We start from the raw sequence: 21,360 nt of genomic DNA, 5'->3' as shown, positions 1-21,360 counted from the left end.
ATTTGCTCAAGACTAGTCCATTTTGCAATTTTGTTAGAACTTTCATCCCTATTGAGGTAATAAAAGTAGAAGAGGGAGGTAAACTCCCTCAACTAACAAAGCAATGATTTAGTTAAAGACAACTAAGAATTACAGGCGTTGTGGTAGAAAGGCTATTGGGTTAACAGCACCCTTGCCTGATGGATGAATTTCAAAGTGGCTGTGTGGGCCAGTGCTGTGACCAGTAGTACCCATTAAAGCAATTGTTTCTCCTTGATGTACCTGTTGACCCGGTTGCACCAGAATCTTGCTGTTATGAGCATAGCGAGTACTGCTGCCATCAGGATGATGGATTTCGACGAGGTTGCCGTAGCCACCATTGTTCCAGCCGGCTTTTTCTATCGTACCGTCAGCTGAGGCAACAACTGGCGTGCCAGTGGAGTTAGCAATATCAATTCCCTTGTGGGGTCTTCCCCAACGCATACCAAAGCCAGAAGTGAGAGTACCCTTCGTTGGCCAGATATAAGCCAAAGTTGAACTGGATGGAGGAGGCGTAAGTTCGTCAATGGGTCTGGGAAGATATTGATCCACTGCTGCCAAAGGCGGTAATACCTGTGGAGAAACTGTGGTTCCTCGCATCTTTCCTAAGGAGTCAGAGGTATTTACTTTACCAAGAGGCGTTGCCACCCTTGTCGCAGATTGAGTCCGAGAGGGAGTCCACTGGCTAGCAGAACCTAGATTAGGCAAGAATTCTGGGTTTACTGCTTCGGTAGGGCGTACAGTAGTACGGAATTGGGGCTTAATTGGCTGAACGCTATAGTTAGCCCGAATCGGTGTTGGAACTGGAATTGGTATTGCTACACTATTCGGTTTAGATGCAGGGTTAGGTACACTGAAATTATTGGGCGTAGAAATAGGAGTGAGTATAGCAGCATTATTTGCTTCGATCGCTGCTGCTGGTACAACTAAATTACCAGACTGTTGAGCGCGATATTTCTGCTGTAACCTCTGGATTTCCGCTTGTAAGCCCCGCAAACGGTCATTATTGTTATTGTTTACCCTTGCTACCCTATTTACTGGTGTCTTCGGCTGTTGCATTTCGGCAAAAGCTTGTGGCACTGGAATATCACCACCGACGCCATTAGACTTAGCTGTTGGGGGAGCAGTTTCTAAGTCGGTTGCACTATTTGCCTGAATCTGTACAGTTACCGGTGCAGGAACGGCAACGCTACTGTTGTCGGCAATAGTTGGTGATGGTGAACTAGGTAGATATGAGTTAGCACTACCAATATTCAAAGGTGAGGTAGCAACATGAGGAGTTTTGCTAGACTCTACAAAAGTCGGCTGACTTGCTACAGTTGCCTCAACTTGAACGGTAGGAATTTGAACCGCAGGAATTTGAACCGCAGGAATAACTAGTTTTTGACTAATTCGCAGTTCATTGGGATTATTGAGGTTATTTGCTTTAACTAGTTCTGATACTGAAGTGTTGTATCTGCTGGCGATCGCTGCTAGTGTATCTCCAGGTTTAACTTCATAAGCTGTATGTGTCGAGGAGGCAATAACTATTGGCGCCGATGGTACAGATGCAGTGTCTCTTGTTTTCTGTTTTAACTTCGATACCAGGTTCGCTTGGCTTGCATCGCTAGAAGTGTCTGACTGGACTGCTAATGCAGTCTTCTCAACCACAGTTGTCGGCTGCGCCAATTCTATATCAGCTTGTGATAAATTTTTGGTCTCTCCAGACTGCAACTGCGCCAGACTCTTTCTTAAACGGTTCGATTTTTCTTGTAAGCGATTTAGTGCGAACTCTTGTTGCGCCTTAAGTTGTGCATTTATTTCACTGTTAGCTACGCCAGATGTTGCCACTATTTGTTGTGGCTGGGCAGTTAGTGATGTATTTGTACTATCAACACCATCAGCACTATAGTCAGACAGCTTATTGACTGTTGGAAAACTAGTTTCGGCTAAGGTATTGTTCAATCCCTGTGCCATTTTGGGCTTCAGGTAAGTGGAATTTTTATAACCTGCTGTTTTTTGAGAAAACGTGTTTGATGCAGGAACTTGCAAAGATATTCCACTTGCCGCTACTTGCCATTTAGCTTCAAGCCCAGGCACTTGTGATACTGCCGTTGGTTCCACGATTACAGGATTTTCCGGCACGCTCCCTGATGAGACTGCTTGGGACTCCAGCTTTGTGGAGGCGAATTTCACCTCGGTGTCAGGAACAGCAGGAATCGCTGAAGTTGCCTTTTGGCTACCTACTGGCACCGCTGCTTGGGCTTGATCGCTTTGTCGAGTCACCAAAAGGCTGGTTGCTCCCATAGAGATTGCCAAGCCAATCATCGCCGCTTTTGTCCGCACCCGGCTCTTAACTTTTGAATTCATCACATTTAGCAGTTCTACCGGGGCATCATCGCTGCTAGGGGTATTGTTCAACACAGCTTTTACTCTCTTTTTCAATGCTCGTTTCAAAGACGACCTCCTTACGATCACTAGCGCTTAACTAACCTCGATTTTTCAGTTGGATACTAGTCAATGATTTAGATCGCAACAAATGATAGATCGAGATCACATTCACCAGAGATGCTTACGCAAGATTAACCTGCTTCTCTGATTTAGACAAGTTCACATCTGTTTGCAAAACTTAAATTTTGCTGTGTTTACTTGTCCGAACCACTCCTAACACCACTTAGGACGAGATTTTATTCTTTACCATTATCCGCGCTTGTCTTGCGTCAATCGCGGGGACTGGACAAACTATTTGCCAAGTCCAAGTCGCTGCTAAAAATTAAATTGCGGCGACTTCTGGAAAAGTTATGCCCCCTGCTGTAGATATCTTCAAGATATTTCTACCCCATCCGTCTTCTCAACACGAGACTTTACGTTGATTATTCCCTAAAAAACAACCGTATTAACTATCGGCTACTTTTAGGCTGATTTCTGTCCTTGATTGAGCAAAAATAGCTCAAATGTAGTACATGACTGGATTTTAGCAATTTCGTTCCTAGTTTAGGATGTTTTAAATTCATCAAAATCTATCATTCAAATTTGGCAATATCCCAAGTTTCATATACAAATTTCTTATAATAACCTTACTATACTTGTAAGTATCTTCCACTACATTTCGCGAATAAACCCAATTTTTGGTATATTGCTTTACATATTCTTGCTGCGATCGAGAAAATTTTTGCAGTCACAAATAAATCGTCTAATAGGTTTCTGGAAAGCTTATAAGTAAATACACTTATAAACATTCATGTAAACAATTATTCTAAATAGCCTAACTGACGACGGGTTTCAAATAAACCTATTGCTACACTCACTGACAGATTCAAGCTGCGAACCCCTGGTTGGCTCATGGGAATATAGACGGTAGCATCGCAATCTGACAGGATTGCTGGTGGTAAACCCGTGGTTTCACTACCGAACAGTAGCCAATCATCAGGTTGAAACTGAAAGCTTACATAATTACAATTTCCATTAACCGTATAACCCAACCATCTGCCGCCACGCTTTTGATGTACGGTTTTAAAGGCTTCTAGTGATTCGTGATAGTGTAGTTTGACATAAGGCCAGTAATCTAAGCCGGCTCTTTTGAGGTAGCGATCGCTAATTTCAAACCCCAAAGGCCCCACTAAATGCAACTCTGTACCTGTAGCTGCACAAGTACGAGCAATATTACCTGTATTAGGAGGTATCTGCGGGTTCACTAAAACTACCTGAGGCATTATCCGTATAATTTAAGTATTGTATAAAACAATTTATGGTCAATGTTAAATCTACCAAAAGATAGAGGCTATTCATAGGTTTTGTTAATAATAATCAAGCATCCTTTATCGATTAGATTTTTAAAAGGAAGTACAAATTATCCCAGATCAATGCCTGAGAGGATATTTGGCTACAATCGGAAAATATTAAGTTTTGTGTAGATAAAGTAAGTACTTGTGTTTTTTAGGGCTGGTGGTGCCTGCAAAAAAATCTACCATTTGTATGAACACGAAAGTGGGGAAATGAGTAGATAAAACTAAGTGTTTTCTCAATGCTCAATCCCCAATGTCTTTTGAGTTAACCCAGCAAAGACGAACATAATTTGTCTTCGAGTTCGATTTCGCGCTCTTGGGTGGCGATAATAGCCTGAGTGATGACGCGCTGGGTGTCAAAACCGACCGCGTGTAATTGCAACCACTGTTGAGCTTCATTGCCTTCGCGGAGGATTTTGTGCAAAGGCGAAAGAAAACAGCTAAAACCTTGTTGCTTGGCGATCGCCCAAACATCTTGGTAAATTTCGGCAATCCAATCTCTGGCTACGATGCTTCTGCCATCTTGCCAATGCCTTAACTGAGCATCAAGGCTGCCAGCAGCAGCAGCAGCTTCGTTTTCAGCAGTGAGGGTAACGAGTTCTTCAGCAGAGAAAGTGCTTTGGGTTAACGGATCGATGCTGGGATTTTCGATTATTTGCAACAAACGCGCTTCTAATAAGGCAGTAATAGCTAATAAAGCAATGGGATCTGTGACTAAATCGCAAATTCGCAATTCTAGGCGATTCAAGTCATAAGGACGGCGATCGCCATTTGGTCGCACCGATGCCCACAAATGCCTTACATTCTGCATGGTTCCGGCAACGAGTTGGTCTTCCACCCACTGGATATGATCGGCGTGGCTGGCAAATAAGGGCACATGGCTAGGCGTTTGTGGGAAAACGCCCCAACGGGTGGAATGATAGCCAGTAGCTTTGCCATCCAAGAACGGAGATGAGGCGCTGAGGGCGAGAAATAGGGGCGCTTCCATACGGATGACTCGACACGCCCGCATTAATATTTCTGGGTCGCTGATGCCTATATTGATGTGTACGCTGGCGGTAACTACTTTCGTGCCGTAGGTGTTCTCAATGTAGTCATGATAGGGGTTTGCTGGATCGGAACGGAGAAAGCGATCGCTCCCACCCAAAGATAAAGTACTCCCTGGTATTAAGGTGTAATCACCCAAACGATTGAGATAGTTTCGCAACTCCCGCCGGGGACGCAGCAAGGCACACAATAAATTTTCGTAATTATGGGATGGTTGAGTTATGTACTCGACGTTGCGGCTATCTGGTTCGCGCATAAATCCATCCAAAGCCGCAACAATTTTGTCGGAGAGACCGACGATTTCACCTTGAGGCGTGCCTGTGTACATCTCAATCTCAAAGCCTTTTAATAAGACCACCTTGTTCTCCTCGGCTCTCTCTACCTATAAATTGTATCGAACAAGACGAATCTCTGGATCTATCTTTAAGTCAATCAAAGGTTAAGAATCATTTAATTGACATCCCCGCAAAATGCAAGCTCGGTATATTTCTGGGCTGTCTTTGATAAATTATGACTATTGGAGTATGAAAAATATCCTAGTGTAGGTTAGGTAAGGGACAAAATAAAATCATTGGGTGAATCACTCTCTTGAACAATCTTGAGACGTATAAACTGCGCCCATACTCGATCGTTAAGTAAGTTTAAAGCAGTTTCGGGATTGTTAATTGCGATCGCGCTGATAACTTTACGCCATCCCTGCTGCAATAAATCAATAAAAGCCTCTTCGATAGAAACTTGACTCAGCAACGAAAGTGCAGTTTTAAAACTTGCTGAATCACCTGATAAGTTTTTTGACTTTAATCCCTGTATTGCTACATCCAACCATACAGGTAGAAGTTCAAGCCAATTGTTTTTCTGTATCTCTTTGAGTGCAATATCTTCCATACCTAGCGCACCCCACATACATAAAGACTCTACAGCCAGTTGAAAATCACGGTTTTCTAGAGCATTTTGCCATAATTTTTGAGCGTGATTTTGGAAGCGATTAGCGAGAAATTCATAAGCTTCCTGGACTTGAAGGGGAATTGTCACTTTATAAACTGACTCGCCTAGTGGTAGGTAATTGCCGCGATAAGATAGCCAGTTATGAGAGCCGCAAAGATAGATTTCTCGATCGACTATTACTTCTTTGACATGGGAATCTCCCAACCAAAAAAACTGTACAGATGGTAAACCATCAGGTGTTTTTATCGCTCGAAGTTTTTTTTCCACTTCTGGTGGAATTGGTTTATCCTCATTTTCTAGTTGCCGTGTAATTCCATGTCCGATTAAAATCCATACTCCGCGATTAGCTAATTTCTGAAATAGAGTCAGAATTTTTTCATTAACAACTGCTTGATTTATCCAAGGAGAATAAATCAGAACTTGGCTTTTAGCCGAATTTAAAACTTCTAAAAAATTTTGAATAATTTGTCCATTCCGTAACTGAATTGCTTCACCTAATACTGGTTTTTTAGAAGTTTCTAGAGCCTTTGTGCGAATACTTTTGAGTCTAGCTTCTATTTCAGTATTTTTCAGATCGAGAATGGTTTCACGTTCACAATTGATGGTTTCGGTTGACAACTTACATAATTTTTGTACAGAAATTTTACCTTCGCTATGTAGCACTTCTAACCAATTGGATGATAACTCTAAAATTTGTTTTCCATTTCTTACTTGAATACTCAATTTATCTTCAAGGGCATCAAATATAATGAAAATCGATATCTTTCTCCAAAATTTTTGAGTTGAAGCTAGCACCTTACAGGAAGTGACAATTTTTCCTTCTTCTGGTACATGAAGTGCTAAACCTGAAGCTTGAATGCTTGTTTGAATTTCCTCAAGTGCTAAGGAAGCAATATCAACAATTGTATTATCAATAGTTATAAAGTCTGCCAAATCAGGCAAATTTATTACTGTCTCATTTAAGGATTCAGATTGAAAGGTTATCTTATCGCTTAAAGAATCTATAATAGCATTAATTTGTATAGGATATGGCGGCTGTGGTACAGACCCTTTTTCATAAAATGAGCGACCTTCAGGAGTAACTGTTAGTGGTGATGTTGGTGATAGAGTTTGTAAAGAACGAAGAGTTGTAGTAGTAGTTTTAATAAATACAGAATCCAGCCCAAGTACAGAGGCTAATTCATCCTCTGTTGGCGGAGGTTGAAATTCAATAGCAGCACGGATGATAAATTCTTCGAGTAGGTTAAACTGGCGGGGTTCTTTGATGCTCACTTCTACCGGAGTTTGAAGCAAACTATAACGGAATTGACGCGCTGCTAAAACTGATAAACTAGAACTTTGGGCTTCAATTTCGTCTACCAAGTTTTTGAGATTGTCATCAATGGGTTTAGCAGAAGAGGCTAGAAACATCAACGTAACAAGATTAGATAATTCAATTTCTATAAATACTTGTAAAGCATGAGGTAAACTACTTTTATGCTTTCAACAAGTCTTGGCGACGACTAGCCCACCAAGTAAATCCAGCACCAGTAATAAACATTAGTAGACCATAAATTGCCCCAAGAATGGCCATTGTAGGACTATTCAGTAGCGTAGGTGTAGAAGTGATCGCGATCGCCAGTGTCCCATTTTGAATCCCTACTTTTCCTGTAATTTGCGTAACACGTTTTTCTCCTAATCGGGTTAAAGTAGCGATCGCAAAACCTAAAGCTATTACAACCACATTCAAAACTAGAGTTGCCCAACCCACATCTATGACATAGAAACAATAGCGTCACAGAAAGAGCAACATCACCCCCAGCCAAAAACGTAATCATATCACTTCCATCCTTAACCCGTGTTGGTAACAATAAAAGTGCCTCTGGATTTTACCGTATTCCCGTTAAAATTTTAGTTATTGCTTGTGACAATCAATATAATTAACCACAGATAAACATAGATTCTCATAGAGGCGCACAGATGTACGCCCCTAAGCTAGCCTATATTTAATTCAAATGAGAATCGCTACAGCAGGCAGACTTCATCGAAGAGGAGTGCTTTGTACCTCTTCTAACGATGGTAGAGATTTAGAAGAACTAGCGCTACTTTCTGGTGTTGAAAGTTCATCATTTGCAACTCCATCCCATGAATAATTGCAGATTTTAGTGCGAAGTAATGTACCAAATGTCAGGTTAATTACTCCAGCGAAGGAATCGATAAAAATTAGATTCAAAAAGCGATCGATCATTAGACCCCCTTGAGCTAACTTGAGCATCAAGTGATATTTGCTTTCTTACTACACATGCCACAATGTCTTTTCCAGAAATGCATGGTGTATTAATACTTCTCGGTTGGATCGCACAGCTAACTGTGCGCCCATATGGTGACAGAAAAACGCCGAGTCCCTCGATCTGGTTGTATAGCTTCTACCCATGCGCCTGCGATCGCTTGACCTTGAGTATCGGTGACTATCCCCGATCGCGTGTAAGAACGAATTAGCGGAATCATCACAGGGGTATAACTGCCAGCAATCACATCAACGGCTAAAGACTCAACCGCTGCCTGCCAATCAGGCGGTAAACCTGCTGGATCGAGGTCTAGCGGTGTCAGTACTGGCGAATAAGGTGAATTGAGGCAAAACTCACCAATCTAGATTAAAACGGCTAGACAAGCGATCGCTGAGAAATGCAGCACTCAAGCTGGCAGATAGATTATAACGAATATCTGTTTTATCTACTAAATTCTTAAGAGTTTCATCAATAGATTTAGCTGAAGAGGCGAGAAACATCAACGAAACCTTCATGAAGACTTACAATATTTGAAACTTCTGAATACATACTTCCGACTTTACCTGATTGATGGGTAAATAAATTATGGCAACCTACAATTATTAATAGTTCCTGAGCGCGGGAAAATGCAACATTTACTCGTTCTGGCTTCTTAGCAAATCCCACATCTCCTTTACTATTGTTGCGAACCATACTCACAATAACAACAGGTCTTTCCATGCCTTGAAATCTGTCTACTGTACCAGTACGAATTTCTAGCGAAGGAAAAAGTTCAGATTGCAGACGTTCATCAATTTTTCTTAATTGAGCGCCATAAAATGTAATTACGGCAATTTCTTTTTTGGGTTCACCATTAGCAACTCTAGAAGCCCAAGTATTCTCAAACTGATGACACAAACGTTCAATCGCATCAATTTCTGGAGTATTAAAGTAAGAAGTTCCATTTTTTTGCTCTAAAAACTGATTCTCTATAGGCGTTTTTACCCAGAGAAGATGCTGAGATTCTCGGATAATTTCATCTGCTAAATGATGTGCGCGTTTTGTGTCCGGTTCCAAAATTCCAGATTCTAGTTTACCGTCATAAAATTGATTGATTGCTCCCATAATAAATGGATGCATTCGATATTGTGTAGTTAGCATTTGTTTAATGCTTTCATCAGCAGATTCAAACTGACTTTTAAATAGTGATTCTTCTAAGAATTGTAGTTCGTCTCTTGTATTGCCTATTGTTTGGGCAACTTCTTCTAAAGTGCTAGTATCAAGCATGGGTGGTAATTGCCGATGATCTCCTACCATAACTAACTTTTTGCCTTTCAATGCAGGGATTAGTAACTCTGGTGGAGTACACTTACTAACTTCATCAATGATGACGACATCAAATGATTTGAATTCTTCTGAAAAACCTCTATTTGCAGCCTGAACACAGGTAATACCAACTACATTAGCATTATCTAAATATATGCGCCTTAAATCGTCGCGATCGCCTTCAGTTGGCTCTCTTAATTTCCCTATCCAATCTTGAACAAAATTCTGATATTTCTTGAGATAAGTTTCGTCTGTCTGGAGTTGTTGCTGCCAAGATTCAAACTGAGTTTTTATTTTGCGTAAAAACTCTATACTAAATAAGTCGGCTTGGGAATTTTCTAGTTTCAATTTATCAGGTATTGTTTGCCATTTTGTCAACCACCAGCTTCGTTCTTCTCTTAGGTTTTCTGATGGCTGTAGTTGTGATTTTTGTTCTACCTCACATAGATTAATTTGTAATTTCTGAAGTTGCTGTAGAGAAGTTTCAGTTTCTTCTTGTAGCTTTGATAAATGTTCATTTAGAGAATGTTTAATTATCTCCAATACAGCAAAAGGTTCTAATGATGAGATTAAAGTTTCAAGCTGACTAATGGAAATTATACAATAATTTACTTGATTTGCAAATTCTTGGGGTTGCTCCCAAATATTTGATTGTGTTGCAAGATATTTTTCAACTAGAATACGTAATTGAGCGGGGATATTTTTTTGATTAAGTTCTTGCAATTTATTAATAACTATTCCCAGTTGGTAATTAGCATCTTGCTGTGCTTTTTCTACCTCAGCTTGAGTAATAGATATTTGCTGTTGGCTAACTTCATTTTTCTGAAGTTCATTTAATTGTCGTTGCAGATGCTGAAGCTGTTGTTCAGTTTCCGTTTTGACTTTTAAAACGCATTGGCGCGCATTTGTAAGGATAATATCTAGCAATTCTTCTGTAATGCGGGTGAGAGTAGAGTCGATATTATTCCATTCCCATGATGTACCATAAGTCCTTTGCATTCTAATTAAGAAAACCTGGGTATTCTCAACAAGTAATTTTCGCTGTTTGGGGTTTAGTAGTTGATAATTGCTAAACTGTTGATAGGTTTCTTGCCATTGGGTGCGATCGCTCTTTGATAGCACCATTGGAATCTGGCTAAAATTTTCTTGTAAAAAATAGCTAAAATTATGCTGTTTACCCCGCCTGTCAGTAAAACCTCCGTCTATTTCATAAGCGATCGCCTTTGCTAATACTTCCCATTCAGGTAGGTTAACTTTATAAGTTTTTGGTACTATTGGGAGTTTTAATGTATTAGCAAACATCAACAAACCTAGTGGTAAGTCCACTAAATTTTCTGTAAGTGGTAAACCTGATTGATGACATTCTTTTAAAGTTTGATAGAGATGAGAAGATGCTGTAGATTTCCATTCCTTAACTGCTGAGATAATATAATCTATTTCCCGTTGACGGTTTTGCCATATCTGGATTGTTTGCTGTATATTTTGCAGTTTGGTAAGATATTGCTGATAATCTGGTTGTAATTGATTTAAAGAGGCGAAATTTTGTTTGACAACCTCCACTGATGCTGCAACTTCTAAGATGGCTTTACTTGCCTCTTGAGCATAAATCAAAAAAGTTTTAAATCCAAAAATTTCTATTGCTACAGTTTCACGCAACCAAGCCGCTAAACCAAAAGCACCAAGTGCCGGACGCACAAAGCCAAGTTCATCAGTATATTTGATGGTTTGACGAACATTTGCTAAAAATTGTTCTACCAAACTGTTACCTTCTGTGTAGGGTTTAAGAAGTGGCAAAAAATCTGTAACTTCTGAAGCTTCCCAGTTGATATTTGGTAAAGTATTTAATATATTTCCTAATTTTGCAATTAGTGATTCAACCTCGTTATTTTTTTCTACAGTTTCGTTATAAAATTTTTCTTGATTTTGAAAGTTTGCCTCTAGTTTTATCTTGTTTTTATTGAATTTAGTTTGTTGCTGATGAAATTCTTCCTCTGCTTGAAAGTAAGCGGTAAATCTTTGTGATGATGCCAGTAATTGAGTGAAAACTTGAATATTTTCCAGCCGTTGAGTCAGATTATTTTCGCAGTCAGTTGCAGTATTTTCTAGCCATCTGCCAATCACTTGGTCTTCTAAAAATGGCTGTCCTTCTTCCCCAACTTTTTCGGCTCTCCCCTTGCGTACAGCGCGAATTACTGGGTTGTGAACTAATCGACTCAGGGCGTTATCTACTGCTAAATTGGCTTGAGAAGCAATTAGAGTGCGTCCCCCGCGAAGGGCAATTTGATAGCAAATTTCCGCAATTACGGTAGTTTTCCCAGTACCTGGTGGCCCTTGGATAAGAACAAGATCCTTAGCGGCAAGTACCTTTTCTACTGCTGCTTTCTGACCAGGATTTGCAGAAGATAATAATAAATCTTGTGGTTGAAGTTCAACAGTTGTTTTGATTTGTCTAGCCTGAGAAGCATCGAATAAAAAGTTGCCTAAATAGGGATTTTGGGTATAACCATTATTCAAATCATCTAAAGCTTTTTTCTTGCGCTGAATCTGCTGAATATCACCAACTGCTTCAAAACATAAAAATCCTGTATCTGGCAACTTATAACGCTCTGTTGCCATGAATTCAGCTAAATCGCGTTCTAATCGGAGGCTGATAATACATCGGTTGGGGTCAACTTCTTCAACAGTCCCTAATTGACGGCCGCTAATCCAATTTTTGCCGATAGGAGCAGTTTCAAAAAGCTTTAAATCTTCGTTTTTTGTGCGTCTTGCTCGTTCCCAAAAGTTTTCTAATTCGAGGGAATTTTGATAAAAGCCGTCAAGGGTGGCTGAGGCTACATCAATTTCAAAACTGATTCGTCTTTTAAAATTATAGTTATGACTTACGTAACGCACGCAAAATTGACGCGCTTTAGCGATTTTTTCTTCAATTTGCAAAAACGCTTTCCAAGCTTTCAGTTGATCTTCTGTAGGCACATTTTCGCCACAAACTGGCGCGGCAGCAATGCGTTTCAATGTCGCTGCCGGAATGTCGAGATGATGCTGATGATTAGCCAGTAAACGCAAGCGACAAGGTATAGCGTAGCTGTCGGCGTGTCCTCGTGAAGGTTGTAACAACTGAGCCGAAAGTATTTTTATACCGTCGCGTCCATCTTTTTGTACAGCCGCTCTAAATCCTAATGTTTTTTTGAGCTTCTCAAGTCTTGCGGGTAATGGAAAATCATCGGAGTCTGTTGCTATTGTCAAATCCCAGATTTCCTCTCTTGCCTCTTTTCCCGTGCCTTTGCGACGCACATAAAACAGACAAGGCTTTTTACCGAAACATTCATACATTAACTGATTGGCGCGATCGCGCCGCTCCCTAAAATCGGAATATGATTTCAAGGCAGCCTCACCTTCAAGATGGCGGATAAAGCTATCAATTGCTGAAGCTATAAACGTATAGCCCCAATCTTCAGAGTTTGTTTTAGTTTTCGAGGATTTTGCTGTTAGTTTATTTACCGCTAGACGAATGCGTTCTCCATCTGATTCTGAGATGGTGCTAGTATGACCTTTGACTAGGATGTTGAGCTTATCGCAAATTACTAATAGCTTTTTGCTATCCAAATTCAATTCTTTTGCTAGTTCGTAGACTCTGAGTTTGCCGTTATTCATCCAGTTTCGTAAATTCGTAGACAATCAGGGTTTAAATTTAAATGCAGAGGGTAACAGAGGAGCGCAAATTATTATTTTAGTGTGATTTACTACGAATTAAATTTGGTAAGACTCTACGTAACTATGCGTTTAAAAACTTTACCACTTGCGGTAGTATTGCCCATTAAATGACTATAGTTTATACTGCTGATAGATTTGACTGGCGGCGCGATGCAACAGGGAATGCCGCCATACTAAAGATTTCATATCATCAGCATAACCACCGCCAATGACGCAGGCGACGGGATAACCGCTACTCATACAGGTACTCAAAACCTGCATTTCCCGACGAAAAATGCCAGCATCAGTTAAGGCTAATTTTCCCAAGCGATCGCCTATATGAGGGTCAACACCAGCATCATAAAATACTAAGTCTGGCTTGACTTTAGACAACAAATCTGATAAATAATTCGCCAAGGTTTGTAAATAAGCGTCATCTTCCATTCCCACCGGCAAAGGAACATCCAAATCGCTGTTTTGTTTCGTACCGGGGAAATTGACTTCGCAGTGCATGGAGAAAGTAAAAACGCTGTCGTCGTCTTGGAAGATAAAAGCGGTACCGTCTCCTTGATGGACATCCAAATCTACAATGAGGATTTTTTGGACGAGTTCAAATTTTTGTAAAACGCGACAGGCGATCGCTAAATCGTTGAAAATACAAAAACCAGATCCATAACTAGGAAAAGCATGATGAGTTCCACCAGCCGTATTACAAGCTAAACCCTGACTGAGTGCCAGTTTCGCAGTGAGTATCGTACCACCTACCGCTACACAAGTACGATTTGCTAGTGCTGGACTCCAAGGCAAACCAATGCGTCGCTGTGCTTTGGCATCTAAGGTTCCTTCACAGTAGGCTTGAACGTAGCTTGGAGTATGGACTAACTCTATTAATTCTGGTGGCGGACGTTCGGGAGTGTGAAATTGTTCTTGATTTGCCACACCATCGGCTAATAGCAATTCGTAGAGTTGTCGGAATTTAGACATCGGGAAACGATGTCCTTCAGGTAGAGGAGCAATGTAATCTGGGTGGTAAATAATTGGCAAATCCATAAGGAAAGAAAATCTCAAGCAGCTAATCCGACAACAAGGTAAAATTTAGCCATAATCACAGTAAAAATGCTGTTCTTGTAAATCTAAACTTCCAAATTGAAATTAATTATGATGGAATGGATTCTGCCCATAGCATTTATTCTAGCTGGCTTACTAGCTGGAATAATTGGTGAAAAAATTATCTTCAAAAAACTGGAAAGATTCGTTAATTATAAACGAATTGCCGGGGGTAATATTATATTTCACTCTCTGCACCGTATGACATTTATTTGGTTTGTTATTGCTGGTTTTTTTTGGGCAGTTCTGAGCGCACCCCTGAAACCACATATTGCGATCGTACTGCAAAAAGTTTTGACGATCGCACTGCTATATTCAGTAACTCTAGTTTTAGCCAGATTGACAGCTGGTTTTGTGAATTTATTTATTCGCAGAGCAGAAGGGGTTCCCACATCACTAATTTCTAACCTGGCTAAAATTACTGTTTTAGTTTTGGGAACATTAATCATATTGCAGACTGTGGGTGTTCAAATTACCCCAATCGTCACAACTTTAGGTATTGGTGGTTTAGCAGTTGGTTTGGCACTTCAAGACACACTTGCAAATTTATTTTCTGGCTTTTACTTAATTATTTCTAAGCAAGTTAGAACTGGTGACTATGTAAAATTAGATGCTGGACATGAGGGATATGTTATAGATATTTCTTGGCGGAATACGACCATTAAAGAAATTTCCAATAATGTCGTCATTGTTCCTAATTCTAAGTTATCTTCGGCTATTTTCACCAACTATCATTTACCTGCAAAAGAAATTACTTTAACAATGGATGTGGGCGTAAGTTATGATAGCGATTTGGAACAAGTGGAAAAAGTGACTGTAGAAGTTGCTAAAGAAGTCATGCAAGAAATTGCACCGGAATTAAAAGATAGTGAACCATATATCAGATTTCATACTTTTAATGATTTTAGTATAGATTTCACGCTTTATATGCGGGTAAGCGAATACTTCGATCAGCGGATTGGGAAGCATCTATTTGTCAAAAAATTACACAAACGCTATCAGCAAGCAGGAATTCAAATTCCTTTTCCGATTAGAGAAGTTTATATGCCAAATAATATAAAATAATATAAATGAAATTCGGCATTAAACCAGACTAACTCTTGTTAAAGGAGGTGTTTTGGGAGGGGAGGGAGACGGCGTTTATATCGTCCTTGCAGGGTCTTGGCGAGCAACACGCAGGCAAATATAGCGGTTGACAGTAGCACTACACTAGCTCCAGAGGCAATGTCGAGGTAGTAGCTGAGATAGATACCTACAAACGAAATTACAGCTCCTAAAATCCCGGAAATAATCATCAGATAACCAAAGCGATCGCTCACTAATCGGGCAATTGATGCCGGAATCACCACTGCTGAAATAATCAGAGTCACCCCTAAGACATTCAGTGTAGCCACCAGTAAAGTCGCTAACATCAAAGCAAATAAAGTATCCATTGCAAAAACGGGTACGCCATGAACCTGAGCAACTTCCCGGTCAAAACACCAAAATAGCAACGGGCGATAAAACAAGAAAACCAGACTGAGTAAGACAATCGTTACACCAGTCACTACCCACAAATCATTAGGGGAAACACCCAATACATTACCAAACAAAGCAGCTTCAAAGTTTTGGCTAAATTTGCGATAGCTACTGATTACAGCTACTCCTAAAGCAAAGCTAGCAGTTGTCACAATTCCAATAGCTGCATCCGAGTAAATTTTCCGTCCGGTCAAATATTGAATCAACAGAGCAGCGGCAAAACCCCAAATCCCAGAGCCAATATAGAAATTCAAGCCCAGTACATAACTCAGCACGGCTCCCCCTAAAATCGCATGAGATAAACCGTGGGCAATGTAACTCATTCTGCGAGTTGTAATATAAACTCCCATAATGCCGCATAATAGCCCCGCCATCATGCCTACTAGAATCGCACGGCTAAAAAATTCGTAGCGAAAGGGTGCTAGTAAAAGATCCATATACAGTTAAATTAAGCAGATTTCGATGAGTTGGAGGGGCGCAATATTTGGGGCAAGTTATCTTGCATTTGATGGCGTAGGGAAGTACCGCCGCTAGCAATCAAAATCCGGTCTTGTTGGTAGAAAACTACCATTTCTCCACCAAAAGTCTGCTCAAGATTTGCGGGAGTGAAGACATCAATAGGTTGACCTTGGCAAATTAAACCGTGGTTGAAACACACCACCCAAGGTAAATGAGTTGCCACCGAATTGAGGTCATGGGTAGAGAGAATAATTGTCAAGCCCTGTTGATTCAAATCAGCCAATAGGTGCAAGAGTTCGTGTTGAACGTGCAAGTCTGAACTGCTGGTGGGTTCATCTAGAAGAACAATTTCCGGCTCTCCTACTAAAGCACGGGCAATAAAAACCCTTTGCTGTTGACCACCAGATAAATTACCAATGGGTTGGTGAGCAACATGGGCAACTCCAACGCGCTCTAGGAGTTCCCTAGCAACTTGGCGATCGCGCCGCGAAGACCAAGGCAACATCTTTTGCTTTTGGTAACGCCCCATCATCACCACTTCCAATGCTGTAACTGGAAAAGTCCAATCCACTGTTTCCACCTGTGGCACATAGCCAACCAAAGGCGGTGCTACTCCTGGCTTTAAACGCCTTCCTCGAAACCAAATCTCTCCAGTCCAAGGACGAACCAGCCCTAAAATAGCTCTGATTAAAGTGCTTTTACCACTACCAGAAGGCCCCACCAAACCAGTAAGTTGACCTGGATAAAGCGTCAGATTGAGATCGGTAAACACTGGCTGGGTTTGATAACCACAGGTTAAATTTCTAACTTCGAGTATCGGTTCCATGCACTTAATTTTCTTGATACTACTTGGTTGCTGTTGGCCCAACAACATTTCCAGTGTTTAAATTCTTCACCAAATCAGGATTTCCTCCCAAATTAGAGGCGATAATCCGCATGTTGTTAGCCATCATGCCAATATAGGTATGCTCAGGATTAGTATTTTCCATTGCATTAGCTGAACCAGTTCCTGGTAACTCATCATCGGCAGTGTTAGCTGTTTTTACCTTCGCTTCGCGGGCAATTTGTTCTTCTACCTTACTAGGGTAGACTTCAGAACCAAAAATAGCTGGAACGCCTGTTTTCCGAATTTGGTCAATTAGCTTTGTGATATCTTGAGCGGATGGTTCCTTGAAATCTGAAGGTTGAATCGCACCAATTACTTGAAAACCATATTCTCTGGCCCAATACGCCCAAGAATCATGGTAGGTCAAAAGTTTACGGTTATTGGCGGGAATACTGGCGACGATTTCTCGTGTTGCCTTGTCTAGATCATCCAGACGTTGTAAATAATTTTTGAGATTAGTCGCGTAGTAGTCTTTGCCAGCAGGATCTAAGACAGTTAACTGTTGGGCAGCTAGTTTAGCGTAAGCTTCAGCATACTTAGGGTTTACCCACAGATGAGGATTGGGATCGCCCTTTTCTTTCGGAAAGCTGAAGTCGAAAAGCCACTGTTCTTTAGTAATGGTATTACTGCCTAGTTCAAAGATTTTAGTTTCTTTGGGAATTGAAGCTTTAGCTAGTTTTTCTGTCGGGGATTCCAAATGCAACCCATTGGCAACGATCAGATTAGCTTTGGATAGTATATTGGCATCGCTGGGACGAGGCTCAAAGGTATGAGAGTCGGTTCCTTCTGGAATAATACCCTTAACTTCTAAGCGATCGCCTGCAATGTTACTCACAATATTCGTTAAAGGAGCAACTGTCGTTACTACTAAAAGCTTATTCTGTGTCTTTTGCTCTCCTGCTTGAACCGGAGTGCTGGTTACTTCGGGATTAGAAGACACCGTTTTATCCTGAGGCGGACTGCAAGCTACGACCATGAAGCTAAGTACAAATAGCAATCCAGGGAGGGTCTTCATTAGACTCAAGCCTTCTAAAGTAAAGGGTCAATCTTTGATTAGACCTTTTACCGATATCAAAATGCAATGCCCCCTCAGGGTATTTTCGGTTGATTTTTCGATTTGTTTACCTAATCCACTCGAATAGATTGTATGTCGGCATCCAGTATCTACTCAAACTTAAATTGCTAATGCTCGTTTTTCTAATGGTAGTTCAAAGCGATCGCCTGGTTTCGGCTCAAGTACCTGCGTCGAAAGATTGTTCTTTTCTAATAACGAACGAAATTCCTCAGCACTTCCTTTAGTTTGAATGAGTTTCATCAGCAAACCCTCAAAGGACACATCTCCACCAGCAGCAGTAGGTATTATTACTTGAGGCTGTAATGATTTGACGACTTCTAAAGCACTATTTTGTCCTTTAATAATCGGCCCAAGCAAAGGTAGCGTCATGTCAATAAACGGCGCGATCGCTACATCGATAGGTGCAGATTGCTGAAGTTGTGGAGAATGATACCCGTGAGGCTCATAGTATACAGTTAAACCACTCGCCAATTCTTTGAGAAGATAACTATTTTCTACCAGAGTGGGGCCAATGGGGGAGCCTGGGAAAGCTTTGATTTCAACTTGATTATTTAAAGTGAAACTTTCACCATGAGCGAGAGTAGTTACTTGGGTATAACCTAACTGCTGTACTACCTTGGCAGCATTGGGAGAAGCTACAACCTTGATGCTGCGATCCAGTAGCTTGAGCGTTGGTGGGTGAGCATGGTCTTCTAAACCCTGAGATAGCAGGATCAAATCAATATTATCTGGGATTGGGCGATTTTGCGATCGCGAACCTTTAAATAGCCAATCCAAATTGCTGAAAATTAACGAATCAACCAGCCAAGGGTCAATTAGTATTCGTTTTTCGCCAATTTCTAGCAGCCAAGAGTTGCTGTCGAACCAAGTTAAAAACATAAATTTTGTGAAGATAACGCCTACCTTCATTATCAATCGTGTCAGCTTTTCTTAGTAAGCACTGATGCCAATACTTACATTCGTCACGCCAAGCTTACACACGGAGTTTTTTTATGTCTGATATTGGTTTTACTCACATTGCACTTGCAGTTAGTGATGTTGATGCAAGCATCTCATTTTATGCAAAGTATGCCCAGATGACAGTCGTGCATCATCGCATCGATCGAGCAACTCAATCAGATGTTGCTTGGATTAGTGACTTGACTAGACCTTTTGTGATTGTCCTAATTAAAGTACCTAAAGTAGAAGGCGCACTATTACCACAATCCCATCTTGGGGTAGCTTATCAGAATCGCGGGGAAATCGATCGCCTGTGCAATGAGGCACGCGCTGAGGGAATACTGCTGGATGGGCCAAATGACTGGGGCCATCCGGTTGGTTACTGGGCTTATCTTCAAGACCCAGATGGTCATACACTGGAAATTTCCTATGGTCAGGAAATTAGTTTTACAGTTGAGCAAGCTAGAGACGCAATTAATCGCGTCTCTTAAAAAAATAGTGTTACTTGTTACCAGGGGTGCGTCCACCTTCATCGTTACTGCCACCGTGAGGATGGGAATTGCCAGGGTCACAGCCCTCAGCACCATTACCAATTCCTTGGTTGCAATGGCGACGCGGTTTTACGCCCTCCGTTGAAGTTTCAGTCTGCTCCTCAACTGCAACTTGTTGTTGTCCAACGACATACTGCGAGGAAATGTTTGCTACTTGTCCAGTGCTAGACAGGGCTTGGTATAACAAAGCAGATACTTCAGACCTGGTTGCTACCCGTTCAGCATTAAGCAAGTTCACATTGGGATAGTTGACTACTATACCGCGTTGTGTCAAGGCTGCAATTAGACTGCGATATTCACTACGAATAGTAGTTGCATCGCTGTAAACAGATAAGATTGTGTCTGTAGAACCACTGCTTTGATAATTTAATCCCCGCGCTAAAGCTACCAAAATATCAAGGCGAGAAAGGCTTTGGCTGGGGTTAAAATCTTTGCCAATAACAGCGTTTAAAAAGCCCATTTGATAAACTTCGCTGATGGCATTGTAAGCCCAATATTGAGTTGAGACATCTTTAAATGCGATCGCTCGACGAATTTTCCCTTTGCTAAACGCTTTCCGCAACATTGCCGCAAATTGGGCACGAGTTACTGGTGCATCCGGGCGGAAAGTCCCATCAGGAAAACCTTCAAGAATTTCCATTGAGGCCAACTCGGCAATAAAATCTTTAGCCCAGTAGTCTGTGGAAATATCAGAAAACCCAACCTGGAGAGTGCGAGACATCCCGACTTGGCGATAATTCATCAGCATTTGGCTGACATCATAGCTAGAGTTATCGCTGACTTCAATCACCTGCACCAAACTACCTGGAGTAGCTTGCAAAGCCTCTGCCAAGTCAGAACTAAAGACGCTCACGAACGACTGACGCACTAAAGCATACTCACCCTGAGTGAAAGAGGTGGGATAAACGCTGGTTGCTGCAATTTTTGACAAACCTTCTACTTGGAACTGACTACCTTGGAAAGTTTGGGAACTGCTGAGGAAACTAACACGTTGGTCGCTGACTTGGGTGAAGTAGTCGTAGGTGGTAGTACCTGCGTCAATAGTACCGTCTTGGTTAGCATCAATACCATAAACAGTGCGAACGACTTGGTATTCTGTAGGTTTGGCTGACAAAACCAGGTTAACTGTGGTGTTTGCAGACAAACATTCAAATTCGCTATAGCCAATAAAGCGGTTTTGAACATCATACAATCGCACGACGATGCGATCGCTAGCTTTTAACCCCTTAGCAAATTTTGCTATTTGCTTAATTTTGTACTTATAATCACCCAAAAACCGCTCTTTTAAATAGCCCTTGCCACCTTTACTCTTGACAGAAATGCGAGCAATCACTTCTGAAAAATTACCAGTTGGTTGCCAAATGGCAAGGCTAAAACCTGTTTTTTTTCCTTTTGCAGAAACAGTACTAGTGCGGCTTTCTGTGGTGATAGTTTGCCGCTCAATAGTAGTAGTACGACTCCTTGTTTCTACTTTCTTATCGGCTAAAAGTTGTTGATTTGTAGAATTATCAGATATTTGGGCGACGCTGGTAGAGAATCCTAAAGTTGCAGATGCAGAAGCTATTGGCGAAAATATTGCCACAGAGGTTGCAGCCAGAACAAACTTGCTCATTTGAGCCAAGTAACTTTGATTCATGTATTTCATCTCACACTACCATTCGTCTAAAAAGGCACAGGGGTATTTGGTATCCCTTGACTTATTAATCCCTTGAGGTGGATGGAAATAACATCTAAATCATTGCTGAGTGAGGAGTCATGAGGTCAGAGAACATTACTATATTAAAGAAAC

The 21,360-nt window shown here is 41.1% G+C and carries 17 protein-coding genes; 2 read left to right on the top strand and 15 right to left on the bottom strand.

Annotation, left to right across the window (positions count from 1 at the left end):
• Positions 1–129: 129 nt before the first annotated feature.
• The 10 genes from V7K45_RS30405 to V7K45_RS30360 form a co-directional block, all read right to left on the bottom strand.
• A complete protein-coding gene (locus V7K45_RS30405; RefSeq protein ID WP_335009330.1) occupies positions 130–2,454 on the bottom strand; it encodes a peptidoglycan DD-metalloendopeptidase family protein in 2,325 nt (774 codons plus the stop codon).
• 794 nt (positions 2,455–3,248) lie between these two features.
• Positions 3,249–3,710 carry a tRNA (cytidine(34)-2'-O)-methyltransferase gene (locus V7K45_RS30400; RefSeq protein ID WP_335009328.1) on the bottom strand — a complete coding sequence of 154 codons (462 nt, stop codon included), beginning with the start codon at positions 3,708–3,710 and terminating at the stop codon, positions 3,249–3,251.
• A 337-nt stretch (positions 3,711–4,047) separates the two neighbouring features.
• Positions 4,048–5,187, bottom strand: coding sequence for a glutamate--cysteine ligase (gene gshA, locus V7K45_RS30395; protein WP_335009326.1), 1,140 nt, complete (start codon positions 5,185–5,187; stop codon positions 4,048–4,050).
• A gap of 188 nt (positions 5,188–5,375) precedes the next feature.
• Positions 5,376–7,184, bottom strand: coding sequence for a hypothetical protein (locus V7K45_RS30390; protein WP_335009324.1), 1,809 nt, complete (start codon positions 7,182–7,184; stop codon positions 5,376–5,378).
• Positions 7,185–7,248: 64 nt separating this feature from the next.
• Positions 7,249–7,503: a hypothetical protein gene (locus V7K45_RS30385; RefSeq protein ID WP_335009322.1), complete on the bottom strand. Its 255-nt coding sequence runs from the start codon at positions 7,501–7,503 to the stop codon at positions 7,249–7,251.
• A gap of 291 nt (positions 7,504–7,794) precedes the next feature.
• Positions 7,795–8,028 carry a hypothetical protein gene (locus V7K45_RS30380; RefSeq protein ID WP_335009320.1) on the bottom strand — a complete coding sequence of 78 codons (234 nt, stop codon included), beginning with the start codon at positions 8,026–8,028 and terminating at the stop codon, positions 7,795–7,797.
• 89 nt (positions 8,029–8,117) lie between these two features.
• Entirely contained in the window at positions 8,118–8,264 is a 147-nt protein-coding gene (locus tag V7K45_RS33135) for a hypothetical protein (protein ID WP_442942077.1), read from the bottom strand.
• A gap of 130 nt (positions 8,265–8,394) precedes the next feature.
• On the bottom strand, positions 8,395–8,541 hold the full coding sequence (locus V7K45_RS30370) for a hypothetical protein (RefSeq protein WP_335009318.1): 147 nt from the start codon (positions 8,539–8,541) through the stop codon (positions 8,395–8,397).
• Positions 8,519–12,997 (bottom strand): translation initiation factor IF-2 N-terminal domain-containing protein, encoded by a 4,479-nt coding sequence (locus V7K45_RS30365; protein ID WP_335009316.1) that lies wholly within the window; start codon positions 12,995–12,997, stop codon positions 8,519–8,521. The genes V7K45_RS30370 and V7K45_RS30365 overlap by 23 nt, the downstream gene beginning before the upstream one ends.
• A 171-nt stretch (positions 12,998–13,168) precedes the next feature.
• Positions 13,169–14,086, bottom strand: a complete 918-nt coding sequence (locus V7K45_RS30360) for a histone deacetylase family protein (protein WP_335009314.1) — start codon at positions 14,084–14,086, stop codon at positions 13,169–13,171.
• A 108-nt stretch (positions 14,087–14,194) separates the two neighbouring features.
• Between V7K45_RS30360 and V7K45_RS30355 the strand changes: the two genes are divergently transcribed.
• Complete coding sequence (locus V7K45_RS30355; RefSeq protein ID WP_335009312.1) at positions 14,195–15,208, top strand: mechanosensitive ion channel family protein; 1,014 nt, start codon at positions 14,195–14,197, stop codon at positions 15,206–15,208.
• Positions 15,209–15,246: 38 nt separating this feature from the next.
• On the opposite strand, the gene V7K45_RS30350 is transcribed toward V7K45_RS30355, so the two are convergent.
• The 4 genes from V7K45_RS30350 to V7K45_RS30335 all read right to left on the bottom strand — a co-directional run bounded on the left by V7K45_RS30350 (position 15,247) and on the right by V7K45_RS30335 (position 18,960).
• The gene (locus V7K45_RS30350) at positions 15,247–16,098 is read right to left on the bottom strand and encodes a metal ABC transporter permease (protein ID WP_335009310.1); all 852 of its coding nucleotides are present in this window, start codon (positions 16,096–16,098) and stop codon (positions 15,247–15,249) included.
• 11 nt (positions 16,099–16,109) lie between these two features.
• Positions 16,110–16,946 carry a metal ABC transporter ATP-binding protein gene (locus tag V7K45_RS30345; protein ID WP_335009308.1) on the bottom strand — a complete coding sequence of 279 codons (837 nt, stop codon included), beginning with the start codon at positions 16,944–16,946 and terminating at the stop codon, positions 16,110–16,112.
• A gap of 19 nt (positions 16,947–16,965) precedes the next feature.
• Positions 16,966–18,021, bottom strand: coding sequence for a metal ABC transporter substrate-binding protein (locus V7K45_RS30340; protein ID WP_335009306.1), 1,056 nt, complete (start codon positions 18,019–18,021; stop codon positions 16,966–16,968).
• Positions 18,022–18,180: 159 nt separating this feature from the next.
• Positions 18,181–18,960 (bottom strand): MBL fold metallo-hydrolase, encoded by a 780-nt coding sequence (locus V7K45_RS30335; RefSeq protein WP_335009304.1) that lies wholly within the window; start codon positions 18,958–18,960, stop codon positions 18,181–18,183.
• A 113-nt stretch (positions 18,961–19,073) separates the two neighbouring features.
• On the opposite strand from V7K45_RS30335, the gene V7K45_RS30330 reads away from it, so the two are divergent.
• The gene (locus tag V7K45_RS30330; RefSeq protein WP_335009302.1) at positions 19,074–19,511 is read left to right on the top strand and encodes a VOC family protein; all 438 of its coding nucleotides are present in this window, start codon (positions 19,074–19,076) and stop codon (positions 19,509–19,511) included.
• Positions 19,512–19,521: 10 nt separating this feature from the next.
• Here the strand turns inward: V7K45_RS30330 and V7K45_RS30325 are convergent, their stop codons facing one another.
• The gene (locus V7K45_RS30325) at positions 19,522–21,207 is read right to left on the bottom strand and encodes an S-layer homology domain-containing protein (RefSeq protein ID WP_335009300.1); all 1,686 of its coding nucleotides are present in this window, start codon (positions 21,205–21,207) and stop codon (positions 19,522–19,524) included.
• Positions 21,208–21,360: the final 153 nt, after the last annotated feature.

The sequence above is a fragment of the Nostoc sp. genome, assembly GCF_036917375.1.
Taxonomy (GTDB): domain Bacteria; phylum Cyanobacteriota; class Cyanobacteriia; order Cyanobacteriales; family Nostocaceae; genus Nostoc.
The sequence above is the reverse complement of the archived record's forward strand: the minus strand, read 5'-3'. Positions and strand labels throughout refer to the sequence as shown.

What these genes read in the sequence shown, in the direction of transcription:
- V7K45_RS30390 (WP_335009324.1), bottom strand. Translation starts at nt 7,184, where the DNA reads ATGTTTCTAGCCTCTTCTGCTAAACCCATTGATGACAATCTCAAAAAC.
- V7K45_RS30335 (WP_335009304.1), bottom strand. Translation starts at nt 18,960, where the DNA reads ATGTTTTTAACTTGGTTCGACAGCAACTCTTGGCTGCTAGAAATTGGC.
- V7K45_RS30355 (WP_335009312.1), top strand. Translation starts at nt 14,195, where the DNA reads ATGATGGAATGGATTCTGCCCATAGCATTTATTCTAGCTGGCTTACTA.
- V7K45_RS30360 (WP_335009314.1), bottom strand. Translation starts at nt 14,086, where the DNA reads ATGGATTTGCCAATTATTTACCACCCAGATTACATTGCTCCTCTACCT.
- V7K45_RS30365 (WP_335009316.1), bottom strand. Translation starts at nt 12,997, where the DNA reads ATGAATAACGGCAAACTCAGAGTCTACGAACTAGCAAAAGAATTGAAT.
- V7K45_RS30380 (WP_335009320.1), bottom strand. Translation starts at nt 8,028, where the DNA reads ATGCTCAAGTTAGCTCAAGGGGGTCTAATGATCGATCGCTTTTTGAAT.
- V7K45_RS30350 (WP_335009310.1), bottom strand. Translation starts at nt 16,098, where the DNA reads ATGGATCTTTTACTAGCACCCTTTCGCTACGAATTTTTTAGCCGTGCG.
- V7K45_RS30400 (WP_335009328.1), bottom strand. Translation starts at nt 3,710, where the DNA reads ATGCCTCAGGTAGTTTTAGTGAACCCGCAGATACCTCCTAATACAGGT.
- V7K45_RS30330 (WP_335009302.1), top strand. Translation starts at nt 19,074, where the DNA reads ATGTCTGATATTGGTTTTACTCACATTGCACTTGCAGTTAGTGATGTT.
- V7K45_RS30345 (WP_335009308.1), bottom strand. Translation starts at nt 16,946, where the DNA reads ATGGAACCGATACTCGAAGTTAGAAATTTAACCTGTGGTTATCAAACC.
- V7K45_RS30370 (WP_335009318.1), bottom strand. Translation starts at nt 8,541, where the DNA reads ATGTTTCTCGCCTCTTCAGCTAAATCTATTGATGAAACTCTTAAGAAT.
- V7K45_RS30340 (WP_335009306.1), bottom strand. Translation starts at nt 18,021, where the DNA reads ATGAAGACCCTCCCTGGATTGCTATTTGTACTTAGCTTCATGGTCGTA.
- V7K45_RS30325 (WP_335009300.1), bottom strand. Translation starts at nt 21,207, where the DNA reads ATGAATCAAAGTTACTTGGCTCAAATGAGCAAGTTTGTTCTGGCTGCA.